The organism is Candidatus Vicinibacter affinis, from assembly GCA_016714365.1.
Lineage (GTDB): Bacteria > Bacteroidota > Bacteroidia > Chitinophagales > Saprospiraceae > Vicinibacter > Vicinibacter affinis.
In genome coordinates this window covers 1709290-1722254 of record JADJNH010000005.1, presented here as the reverse complement: position 1 = coordinate 1722254, position 12965 = coordinate 1709290, and the positions used below count along the sequence as shown (strand labels likewise).

5 protein-coding genes are annotated in these 12965 nt (G+C 38.2%); all 5 read left to right on the top strand.

Features of this window, described 5'->3' with window-relative positions; translation table 11 throughout:
• Nucleotides 1-8 precede the first annotated feature (8 nt).
• The 5 genes from IPJ53_06820 to IPJ53_06800 all read left to right on the top strand — a co-directional run bounded on the left by IPJ53_06820 (nt 9) and on the right by IPJ53_06800 (nt 12925).
• Nucleotides 9-1304: an efflux RND transporter periplasmic adaptor subunit gene (locus IPJ53_06820; GenBank protein MBK7798804.1), complete on the top strand. Its 1296-nt coding sequence runs from the start codon at nt 9-11 to the stop codon at nt 1302-1304.
• Between the two features lie 379 nt (nt 1305-1683).
• Nucleotides 1684-3570: a cation-translocating P-type ATPase gene (locus IPJ53_06815; GenBank protein ID MBK7798803.1), complete on the top strand. Its 1887-nt coding sequence runs from the start codon at nt 1684-1686 to the stop codon at nt 3568-3570.
• Nucleotides 3571-3816: 246 nt separating this feature from the next.
• The gene (locus tag IPJ53_06810; protein ID MBK7798802.1) at nt 3817-4590 is read left to right on the top strand and encodes a dienelactone hydrolase family protein; all 774 of its coding nucleotides are present in this window, start codon (nt 3817-3819) and stop codon (nt 4588-4590) included.
• 237 nt (nt 4591-4827) lie between these two features.
• Nucleotides 4828-6603: a DUF885 domain-containing protein gene (locus tag IPJ53_06805; GenBank protein MBK7798801.1), complete on the top strand. Its 1776-nt coding sequence runs from the start codon at nt 4828-4830 to the stop codon at nt 6601-6603.
• Between the two features lie 193 nt (nt 6604-6796).
• Nucleotides 6797-12925 (top strand): gliding motility-associated C-terminal domain-containing protein, encoded by a 6129-nt coding sequence (locus IPJ53_06800; GenBank protein ID MBK7798800.1) that lies wholly within the window; start codon nt 6797-6799, stop codon nt 12923-12925.
• Nucleotides 12926-12965: the final 40 nt, after the last annotated feature.

Below are 12965 nucleotides of genomic sequence, written 5' to 3'. Positions count from 1 at the left end.
TCTTCATAATGAAAAATATAAAATTTATAATATCGATTTTAACAAATGTTATAATTCTAACCTCCTGCCACACTCATTCTGAAAAAGATGGACATACACACGTTGGAGAAAAAGAATTTCATGACGAACACGAAAGCCCCAACAAAGCAATGCTTACAGCCGACCAAATGAAATCCATAAAAATTGAACTTGGTAGTATCGAAAAAAAGCAACTCACCGCTTCACTCAAAGCCAACGGAATTTTAAAAGTTCCAAATCAAAACAGGGCAAATGCAACAGCTTTTCTTGGCGGAATAATTAATTCAATTTTAGTACAAACAGGAAATTCAGTAAGAAAAGGACAGGTAATTGCTACCATATCCAACAATACATTTATTACCATGCAAGAAGAATTCTTAAGCATATCTTCAAAAGCAGAATTGGCGCAATTAGAATTTGCCCGACAAAAAGAAATGCAACAGGGCAATGCTGGAGCTTTGAAAAATTTACAGTCAGCAGATGCAGAATTAAAAACAATTAAAGCCAGAAAAGCAAGTTTGCAAAAACAATTACAGTTAATTGGCATAAATACCAACTCGCTGACAAGCGAAAACATTAAAACTACAGTAAGCATTGTAAGCCCAATAAATGGAAGTATAAGTAATGTGAAGGTAAACATCGGAAGCTATGTTGATGGTAATAATCCCATTGTGGAAATTGTGGACAACAGCCAACTACATCTTGATTTGTATGTATATGAAAAGGATTTACAAAAAATAAAAGTCGGACAAATCATACATTTTACACTCACTAATAACCCCGGCAAAGAATACGATGCCGAGGTTTATGCAATCAGCAATACTTTTGAGCTAAACACCAAGGCTATTTCGGTTCATGCAATGGTAAAAGGAAACAAACAAGGATTGATTGACGGAATGAGCATAACTGCATTGGTAAGTTTAGAGAATGCCACCGTAGATGCAGTGCCAACCAACGCCATTGTAAGCCACGAGGGGCAGGACTATATTTTTATTGTTACAGATGCTCACAAGGAAGAAGAACACCATAGCGAAACTGAAACAGCCGAACACAAACACGATGAACATGAACATGGAGAGAAAGAAAGTCAGCATAAAGAAGGCGAACACAACAAAGAAGAAGGAACAACTTTCGAAAAAATCCCTGTTCGTAAAGGAAAATCCGATGTAGGTTATAGCGAAATTAACTTGCTCAAAGAAATTCCAATCAAAAGCAAAGTTGTAGTCAATGGAGCATTTTTTATTTTGGCTAAAATGAACAACAAAGGCGAAGCGCATGCACATTGAAATTTCTAACAATGAAATTTAGCGCTTCAGTAACTTTTGAGTTAACAAAGATTTATAAAAAAGCTCCAATAGAAGCTCTAATTGTTAATTCCAAAGTTCGCTTGCAGCTTTTTTGGCAAATTTTAAAATGTTTTTACATACTTGGGCAACCATACCTATTTACAAATTCTTATTTGTACTGGAAAAAGTTGCCCTTCGGTATAAAAATAATTAACATTCTAGAAATCATCGGACATATTTATCAGATATCTAGTTGTAATTTTAAAATCTCTTAAACAAATATTTCCTGTTGTTAATAGTAGCGATGTACAATTTTCTCCATTTAAACAAATTAACAAATCTGAAGATATATTGGCCATTATTAAAATCCATTGAAAAAATGAACTTACCGTTAAAAGATAAAAAATTCCTCATTCTTCTTTCTACAATTGCTATAGTAGTTACGTTAGAAATCCTCTCCATTCTCGGCATAAACATACCAATGCCATATGCACCTTTAGTCTTTGCTGCTTTTATTCTCAGCATTGGCAAAAATGTTTTGTGGAACGGAGTAAAAGCAATCTTCAAACTCCAATTCAGTAGTATCAATTTACTAATGACCATTGCAGTTATCGGAGCATTTTATTTAGGCGAATATCCCGAAGCAGCAGTTGTAATAGTGTTGTATGTTTTAGGTGAACGCTTAGAAGATATTGGAATAGAAAATTCAAAATCGTCATTAGATGAATTGGTGAGCAAAGCACCCAAAACTGCATTTGTAAAAGCACAGAATGATTTTTTTTCAATTGATAAAATTTCAGTCGGAACAATCATTCAAATAAAACCAGGTGAAATGATACCCCTTGACGGAAAAATAATTTCAGGCGAAACCAGTGTTGATGAAGCAGCCATTACAGGCGAACCCATTCCAAAAGACAAACACAAAGGCGATAATCTTTTTGCAGGAACACTAAACAAAAATGGTTTCATAGAATTAGAAACAACAAAGCTTTCTATTGACACTACTTTTTCAAAAATCATTCGCCTCACCTTTGAAGCATCAGCCAACAAAAGCGAAACACAAAAATTCATTCAGAAATTTTCAAAGTATTACACACCTTCCATTATTGCAATGGCAATTTTGGTTTTCGTAATTCCTGTATTTGCAATGCAATTAGATTTTAACCATTGGTTGCAACAAGCAATTACACTTTTAGTAATCGCTTGTCCCTGTGCATTGGTTATCTCTACCCCTGTAGCAATCTATGCAGCAATCGGAAATGCATCAGCAAAAGGAGCATTGGTAAAAGGTGGAAAATACATTGAAGCCCTTGCAAACATCAAAGCAATTGCGTTAGACAAAACACGAACCATCACTTTTGGCAACCCGATTGTTTCAGATATTTTTCCGTTGAACGGAACAAGCCGAGAAGAACTTTTGGCATGCACCTCAGGAGCAGAAATTTTCAGTGAACATCCATTAGCACAAGCTATTGTTGATGCAAGTAAAAAGGAAGGATTTGAACCACACAAAACCGAAGCATTTAAAAGTGTATTGGGCAAAGGAGCAACAGCAAAATGTTTGGTATGTGAGGACAAAACAATTTATGTGGGCAAGTTGGAATTTATAAAAGAACATCAATACAGCGACAACGAAGCTGAAAAAATTGTAGAGCAACTTGCATCACAAGGTAAGACAAGTGTGGTGGTGAGTTTTGGTAAAGGTGTGGCAGGAATTATTGGATTGATGGACGAAATTAAACCTGATAGTGCGGCAGCATTAAAAGAAATTAGAACATTGAATATTGAACCAGTAATGCTCACGGGCGACCACAGCAACGCAGCAAAATTTGTAGCAGAACAAGTAGGAATCAAAAAAATATTCGGAAATATGTTACCCGAAAACAAAGCCGACAAAATCAAAGAACTTTTATTGCAGTATAAATTCGTAGCAATGGTAGGCGATGGCATAAACGATGCACCAGCTTTAGCACAATCCACCGTAGGCATAGCAATGGGAGCAGCAGGTAGCGACACAGCAATAGAAACCGCGAACATAGCATTGATGAACGACAAGCTTTCACTCATTCCATTTCTCATTCGTTTAAGTAAAAAAACATTGAAAAGAATAAAATTCAACACCATCGGGGCAATAGCGGTTAAATTGATTTTTATAGCAATGGCTTTTACTGGATATAGTAATTTGGTTTTTGCAATTTCAGCTGATGTAGGAGTAACAATTCTTGTTATTCTTACAAGCTTAAAACTCCTTGATTTTGAAAAATGAATTACCATTATCTAAATTCATAAATACCACATAAAATTGGATTTAAATGCATTAAAATTAAACCCGATTTTTTACTAACAAAAAAAATAATACCTGACTTATATTAAATTAAATAAAAAAATATAATAAATATTAAATTAAAATATTTTAATATTGAAAATTGTAGTATAAAAATATTAATTTTGTCGCTTAATATTTTGTTTTAACCCTATTTTAGAATTATAAATCTTTGTAATATATTAATTCATGAATATCCAAAATTCACTTTTAGTCTCCATAATAACAATGACTTTAGGTATTAACTCATTTGGCCAATTGAAACCTGTGAAATATAAAGATGAAAAGCAAACACTAAACGGCCTTTCATCCCGTCCAAAAAAACAAAGCAAACAAAAAGCAGGAATCCTAATTCTTCCCGCCTGGATGGGAATAGATAAACATGCCAAAGAAACTGCCCTCAAAATAAGCGACATGGGTTACTATTGCTTTATTGCAGATATTTATGGAGAGGGTAATTATCCAAAAAACAGAAGCGAGGCAATTACCAATGCAACTTTTTACAAGACCAATACAGATGCCTACAATCGTCGGATAAAACTGGCATTGGAACAATTGATAAAATCCGGTGCTGACCCATCAAAAATTGTGGTAATGGGATATTGTTTTGGAGGAACCGGTGCCTTAAATGCAGCCAGAGAAAATATGAACATCAAAGGTGTGGTCAGTTTTCATGGAGGCCTTGGAAGAGATACCACCAGAAAAATACAGCAGATTAATCCGAAAGTATTGGTTTGTCATGGCGCCAATGATTTTTACATACCGGATGCAGATATTGCCGCCTTCCAGAACGAAATGAAGCAAGCCAAAGCTGACTGGCAAATGATTTATTACGCCGATGCGGTGCATGCCTTCACTGATCCTTCCGCTGGAAATGACCCCACAGGAGGTGCTGCCTACAATGAAAAGGCCGATAAAAGAAGTTGGAAGCACATGATCCAGTTTCTCAATGAAGTATTTTAATAGACGCCTCGAGAAATAACCACTATATTTTTTCGGTACCAATTAAAATTACAGCAGGATTAGCATTCAAAATTTCACTCCGCTGCTAACCTCACTACTGGTAATTTTTTCTAAATAAATATTTTATAAAAAGAGATTGTCTCAATGTACGAAATTATTCGTAGATTTGTACCATTGTATTAAACGGTATCCATTTGAATACTTTCCAACTTTAAAAATCACACAATTTCATTTAAAATGAAACACATTCTTTTAACCTGCATCCTTACATCATTTTTGTCCTGCGGACCTAAGGAAAAACAAAATGACACTCCTGCCCTACCCTTCAAGGATCTTGTGGCGCAATATCATCAGGACCAGCATCATTTCTTTCCGATGGAGGCTACTATCCAGGGAGCAGAGGGTTTTAATGATTTGCTTACGTTGGATGTTACAGAAGGATTTCGCAGAGAGCTCAAGAATTATTTTGTTGGCCTGAAGAAAAAATTGGCCGGTTATGATCCTGAAAAAATGGATGCCAATGATCGCATCAGTTACGATATACTCAATTGGGAATGTGACATCAGATTATCAGGTCTTGAATTTCCCGATCATTACATGCCGGTCAATCAATTCTGGAGCTTACCATTGACTTTCGGCCAGTTTGGTTCCGGCAGCGGCACGCAACCGTTTAAAACCGTCAAAGATTATGACAACTGGTTGCACCGGATCGATAGATTCGTAATGTGGTGCGATTCTGCCCTTGTTTCTACCCGCACAGGAATGGAGAAAGGTTATGTCCTGCCAAAATCTCTGATCCTTAAAATCATCCCTCAGTTTAAAGAACTTGTGGTAACGGACCCTGAGAAAAGTCTTTATTACGGTCCTGTTAAAAATATGCCTTCCTCTTTTACTGCAGAAGAACAGACCAGAATTAAGGAAGACTTTAAGAAAGCCATCATGGAAAAATTAGTCCCGGCATTCAGTAAAATGGCTGATTTCTACGAGAAAGAATACTTACCAAAAGGTAGAAGCTCTTACGGTTATTCAGAAATTCCGGGAGGAAAAGAACGTTACCAGCAACTGATTAAATATTGGACTACGACGGATATGACTGCGGAGGAGATTTTTTCCTTGGGTGAAAAGGAGGTAGCCCGGATTCGCAGTGAAATGGAAAAAGTAAAAACGGCAGTTGGGTTTAAAGGTGACTTGAATGGGTTCTTTGATTTTATGCGGACGGATAAAAAGTTTATGCCTTTCCAAAAACCGGAGGAAGTGATTTCGTGGTATGCGGGATTGGAAAAAGTGATGCAACCACAACTCAAAAAAATGTTTGATCTGGTTCCAAAATCCAGATTTGAAATCAGACGTACGGAAGCTTTCAGAGAAGCATCAGCCAGCGCAGAATATCAGCAGGGCACTGCCGATGGCAGCAGACCCGGTATATTTTATGTACCTATTCCGAATGTAGCCACTTACAATGTTTTAGGAGGAGAAGCTCTTTTTCTACACGAGGCTATTCCAGGACATCACTATCAGATATCACTTCAGCAAGAAAATTCACTGCTCCCTGATTTTAGAAAATTTTCCTGGTATGGTGTGTATGGAGAAGGCTGGGCATTGTATTGCGAAAGTCTGGGAAAGGAACTTGGACTGTACACGGATCCTTACCAATATTTCGGTATGCTGAGCAGCGAGATGCATCGTGCCATTCGCTTGGTGGTGGATGTTGGAATACACGTCAAAGGTTGGACCAGAGAGCAAGCCATAGAATATTCCAAATCCAATGAAGCAGAACCGGAAGAGAGCATCATTGCAGAGATTGAGCGCTACATGGCCATTCCGGGACAGGCCCTTTCCTATAAAATAGGCCAACTTAAGATCATAGAACTTAGAGAAAAAGCTCAGAAAGAGTTGGGAAATAATTTTGATTTCAAAAGTTTCCACAATCAGATTCTGGAAGCTGGTTGTCTGCCGATCAAAGTTTTGGAAAATAAAGTGAACCGATGGATAGCTATTCAGAAGAAAGAATAATTCTTTGCCTCTTGAGCCTGGATTAGTACCTATTGAAATCGAATCTGAAATACTTCCATTTAGGAAGATCCTACCTCTTATCTCAAAACCAGTTGGTTGAATTACAAAAGAGCAGGTTGAGCCGTAATTCTAACTTTAGATTGTTTTTCATAAAAAAACCTGACATGGCGTAAATGTATTAATTTTACATGCCATGAACAAAAGCCTCTATTTTAGCTTCCTCCTCTGCGTCTTCTGGCTTAAACTCTCAGGCCAGATTTCAATCAGCATGTCGCTGCCACTCAATACAGAGCAATGCCAGGGCCTCCCGGTAGAAATTCGCATTACCAATGAAGGCAAAACACCCGTAAGGAATGCAGATATTCAATTTTTTGCAAATAATCATTTTACTTTTCGCCCTAACAGTTTAAGTGGAAATCAGGTCTCGCTCAAAAATGCCCAACATCCATCGGGTCCACAATTTCAATTGTCCTTTCTAGACATTTGTGAGACGACCAGTTTTCAATTTTGGATGGATCATGTCTGTTCCGCAAAAAGTCATGCAGATAGCTTTTACACACAATTCATTTGGAATGGAATTAATTTAGCAACCAACAAACAGCTTACCCAGATTTACAGTCCACAAATCAGCATTGCAAACCTTGGATTGTATTACGATGAAGTCGACAAAAAATTTAAGAAGAAATACTCCATTGTGAACATAGGTCAGGTGGCCCTGGATTCCTTCACCATTTTTGTGGTAGGAAATGACAAAATGACCATTTTGAATTCAAATCTTGGTCAACTAAGTTCCTCGGGCGATACCTTGTTTTTTAATCCGTCTGATTTTACACAAATTGGAAATTTCAATGAATTTTTTGAACGGGGAGAATCGATGGTGATCATTCAGGAAGTAAATCTCAATGCCTGTGAAACAGAATTCAAAATCAATCATAAATTTTTAGTTTCCTGTGGCAAATTGAAATGCGAATTTTCTGTACAGGAAAATGTCAACTTATTGGTCCCGGTCGGAACGCCGACCTTGGTTGTCGTTCAGGATACACAAAAATTTGCAACCCCTTGCAAACGGGGTGAATCAAATCTCCGTATATCCAACTATTCCAACAAAGGTTCTTTTGAATTGGGAAATAGTATGTTTGATCTATATATTAATCTGGGCTGGTCACTGATTCAAAATGGTCAATACACCGCTCCGCTTAAAGATGATTGTCTCAAAATTACTGAAATAAGAATTTCGGGAAAACTGATCCCCATCACACAAATTGGATTCACCGGATACGGACTGGATTTCAGAAGACTTACTACAGATCCAGATGGTCCCGGCGGATTAGATGATCTGGACGGCGATGGATATTACGATGATCTAAGACCAAATGATACTCTGGATTTTAAAATAAAATATTCCTTAGATCCCTCATGCCTGAATTTTGATTGTGACGGTCAGGTTTTTGATCGACGCACCATGAAATTAGAAGCAGGGTTTAACAACTACTGTGACAAACCCGGAACCTATGAAGGATATGTGTACAATCAAAGTTATTACTGGTATCAACCCAGTGTTTCGACTTTAAGATTTCAGAGTGTTTATGTGGATGAAGAGAAGGACACCATCCAATTTTATCTTTATAAAAATCAATATCATTTTTTAGATGAATGTACACGGGACAGTGCAAGCGTGAGGATTACACTTCCTCCATCCGTAGAATTATTACCCGGAACCATCATCACCATTAATGGAAACCCTACCCCTTATAGAAAAAATGCGAATGTCATTTATTTAACTGCAGACACGAGTAATTTTATAGTCGGTATTCCTTTGAAATTCCATTGTGATCCTTCCTCAGGTTCGGGTGGCGTAAATACCAATTGTACTTTTTGTTTGGGAAGCGGTGGACCCAGATACAACATTCGCATTGAAGCAGATTATTTTTGTGGAGACGGTTGCTATCAGAAAATACCGCTGTATTGTGGATCCACACCAGCTTTCCCGGTCGTCTGTGACACTACTGTCATTGGCGTAAATTCTCCCGGACAATTGGTTATTGGAGACATCACTTTTAAAAGATTGACTGTAGGCTTTACTGATTCAACTAAAACCATAAAAGTCAATCCTAATTTTGACTCACTCAATCATAATTACTTCTTCACCCAAGATACTTTTCTTATGTACATCCCGGTGGAAGTATTATGCAATGCCAATTTTTCAAATATACTTTTCAAATTAGCTATTGCCCCATTGATTTATTACATCAATGGAAAATACGATACTATAAAGCAGGTTACCTGGCTTACAGATACCTTAAAATATTTTGATGGCGAAACCAACCGTTGGTCCACATGCATCAATCCACTTGGTGCGGATTTTTATAGCCAGGCCACCAATAATTATTATCATTATTTTTTAAGACAGCTTAATTTATCCGCATTATTCGGAACTTGTCTGAATGGTAGTTTAAGCACCAGGGATTCCATCGTATTTGTGCTGAAGGGTGTGATCAATCCATTTGAAATTACACAATGGTTAAAATCAACCGTCTATGCAGACCTTACTTATGCACAGGATGGATGCAACATGCAGGTACAAAAACCGGTCACCATCAATACATTTTCCGGCAAACCATCTGTGGGCAGCACTTTTCTTCGACAAGATTACTACAAAGATCCAAATTTCAGAGGCAGTTCGCCATACTTATCTGTCTGTGGTAATTTCCGCTTAGAAACTTCTCTGGATACATATGGAAATTATCCTGAAAATCCGGACCCATTCATCAATGAGTTCAGGAATACTTATCTCATTGATCAGGTTAAAATTGTGATCCCTCCATTTTTCAAATTCCTAAACAATGCACCTAATTATGCAAAGGTATTCCGCGTTCCCTCGCCATTGAATCTAGCCTATGACACCAGTTATTTAGCACCATTTGTATGGGACAGTGCGGGCTATACTATGATCCAGTTTGATCAATTTAATTTGAATCAGGACTTTGAATTGTTTCAGCACCAACTGTGGTTTGATTTACAACCGGAATGTTATGTTTCTCTTACAGACACCATCCGGGTTTTTAAAAAATTCAAATACAATCTCCATCTTCCTGATCAGAACCTGCACAAGGATTTATACAATGAAACCAAGTATGCCATTAATGTTTCAGGAGTTGAGCCTGCGTTTACAGAAATTCGTAAACAAATACTAAAAGACACCCTGATCATTTGGCCTTTCAACCTAAGTTCAAAAACCACTACAGCGAAACCATCCAATTATTTTACTTATAAAAACCTCTGGCTGTTGGCAGAAAATTCTTCCGGCCAAATTTTAGTAGACAGTTTGATAGAATACGACAGTCTGGGTATGGCGACCAGACATATTCCGCTTGTTCTTAATCCACAGAATATGGTATTCAAACTAGATACCATTTACAGTTCGCGGAATTTTAAATTATTTACCAGATTCAACGATTGCCATGCAGATTCTTTGATCATATATTCAGGAAATTCCTGTGCAGGCTATCCAAATGACTTTTTGAATATTTCCGGAACCTGCAAAGAATATGTGCACCGTTCTGTGCTCAATTATGAACCCGAAGATGCCAGTATCAGATTGGAATTAATTAAACAACCTCTCGATACGTTTTCGCAGGCTTGCGACAGTTTTAATTATTCTGTGTTGGTGTACAATTCGGGATTGGGGCATAGTTTTAACAATCGATTTCATTTTACAAAACCGAATGGACTGAATTTGCAACAAGCATATCTTGAATATCCTAAGGACAGTTTCCGTTTGCTTCCACCGCCACTGACGACAGCCAATCCAAATGAATATTACTGGGAAATGTCCGATAAATTATTTCCTCTAGGATTTCCGGGTTTTTATCGCATCAACCAAAATCAATACCTCGTGCATTTGGATTTTACCGGTGATTGTGCTTTGGAAGATGGACAATCTTTGAGCTTCTACAGTTTTCACACCAATGTCTGTAATGAGTACAATAAATCACCGGTAGTGAGTTCCACACCCTTCCGCTTCAATCCGCAAGGACAGACGCTGCAAGACTTGTATGATGCGAGCATCAGCTTTGACGCGGACAGCGCCTGTGGAGACAAATTTAAAACCAGGGTGGTGTTGTATTCGAAAGATGCAATCGTCAATTCCCTTCCACAAAAAGTATACTTCGTTTATGCAAAAGAATTGAGTTTTCTTCCGGGTAGTTTTAAAGCCATCCGCCATGTGCCAACTACCGGTGCAGGATTTTATTATCTCGATGGAATGGAATCAGTAGAAGTGCCTGTACAAGGTCCTGTGGCAAAAGGAGATTCTGTGGTGTTTGAACTGGAACTGGAACGAACTTGCATCGAACACTGCAAGACTACTGATTTCAAATTAATACTCAATTCACCAAAGAAGGTAAGCTGCTCACAGGCATCCGGTGGTGAGTGCGACCAGTTGCTGCATGTTCAGGAATGGGATTACAAAGACATTCCGCTCAGTCCTATTTTATACATTTTGCAATCAGATGTGCGTGCTCAATTTCTACCTGGAGGAAACGAACAATTGGAAGTGGATTATCTCATTCAGAATAAATCACCTTTCACCGGAAAAATTGACTACCTGATTAAATTCTATTTTGATCAAAACAACAACGGGGTATTGGATTCAACCGATGTATTCATCTCTTCTGATAAAATTCCCGGAGCCCGCATCACTTCCAGCGACAGCATTTGGATTCATTGGAAATATGAAGTGCCGGGTAATTATTCATGCAGAATGATCGCCGCCATTCATCCACTTGACAATCCATGTCTGTGCAATGGAGACACCATCCTGTTAAGTCCTGCCAAAATTTTTGGTGAAAGCCAGATCCATAGAATATGCTTTGACCGAAACATACAAATTGGTTTTGATTCCATTGGCTCTTACAAATATCAATGGTTGCATCCTGATAGGTTGTCTTCTTTGAATTCATCCTATTCACAATATCAATTTCCCGGAAATGTCACCACAGGTATGACTGTTTGGGATACACTGTTGCTCAAAGTTGAAAAATATCAGTCCTGTGAATTTTATGATACCGTATTTGTGGAATTGTATCGACTGGATGCAGATTTAAAGATGCTGGACAGCATCAAATGTCATGGAGACGCCAATGCCTCCATTGAAGCCATTGGAATTGGCTCAGCAGCTTCCTGGTCTTATCGTTGGCAAAATTTTGCAGATACCAGTGCAAGATTAACAGGACTTGGCATTGGAACTTATTGGGTGCAACTCAGTGATCCATTTGGATGCGTAGCAACGGACAGCATTGTAATTACCCAGCCGGATTCATTGTCTTCTCTGGCTTCCATTATCTTAGATTACAACGGCTACGCGGTCAGTTGTTTCGGTGCCAAAGATGGCGCAGTTAAAATTGAAGTAAAGGGAGGCACGCCTGCTTACTCATACTTTTGGAAAAATGGTGCAACCGGTGACACCGCACAGAGTCTTGGTAAAGGTTGGATAAAAGTTGAAGTACGGGATAAAAATAATTGTCCGATAGTAGATTCTATATTTCTCAATGAACCACCTCCAATGCTGATTGATGGTGGTGCCACTCCTGCGGGTTGTGATGACCTGCATGGTGGAGTTGCATTTGGTAGTTCCGCCGGTGGAGTCAGACCCTATCGTTTTATATGGGATAATGGACAATCATCTGATACCATTCGCGCACTAAAAAGTGGCTTGTACAAATTGAGAATTTTGGATGCAAACAATTGTTGGATAGATACTATTTTGCAGGTAGACCAATTACCGGATCCTGACATTAATCTGAACATTACAGACTCTACGATTTTATATGGCAGCTCTGTTCGATTGTCGGCATCGACGAATGCTGCCAATCCTAAATTCTTGTGGAGTCCGGCGCAATATATTTCCTGTGATTCCTGCAGTGCAGTGGTTGTTTCACCAAAAGAAAACACACGGTATGAAGTAATGGTTATTGATGAATTCGGATGTACGCGCACAGCCTACATCAACATAAATATCCGAATTGAAAAAAAGGTATGGGTGCCAAATGTGTTTTCGCCCAATGGAGATGGTATCAATGATAAATTTACCATTTATGGAAATCCTGCCCTCGAAGAAATTGAAGTTTTACAAATTTATGATCGATGGGGTGAATTGGTTTTTGAAGGCCACGACTTTCCACCAAATAATCCCGCACATGGATGGGACGGCACTTTCCGTAACAATGAATTGAATCCTGCGGTGTTTGTCTATGTGGCTACTGTGCGTTTTGTAGATGGAGAATTAAAACAGCTTTATGGTGATGTGACATTGGTCAAATAATGGACATGACTTTTATTCAGAATTTACTTTAATGGAAATA

Excerpts from the sequence above, each read along its gene's own strand:
- IPJ53_06820 (MBK7798804.1), top strand. The coding sequence starts at position 9 with ATGAAAAATATAAAATTTATAATATCGATTTTAACAAATGTTATAATT.
- IPJ53_06815 (MBK7798803.1), top strand. The coding sequence starts at position 1,684 with ATGAACTTACCGTTAAAAGATAAAAAATTCCTCATTCTTCTTTCTACA.
- IPJ53_06810 (MBK7798802.1), top strand. The coding sequence starts at position 3,817 with ATGAATATCCAAAATTCACTTTTAGTCTCCATAATAACAATGACTTTA.
- IPJ53_06805 (MBK7798801.1), top strand. The coding sequence starts at position 4,828 with ATGAAACACATTCTTTTAACCTGCATCCTTACATCATTTTTGTCCTGC.
- IPJ53_06800 (MBK7798800.1), top strand. The coding sequence starts at position 6,797 with ATGAACAAAAGCCTCTATTTTAGCTTCCTCCTCTGCGTCTTCTGGCTT.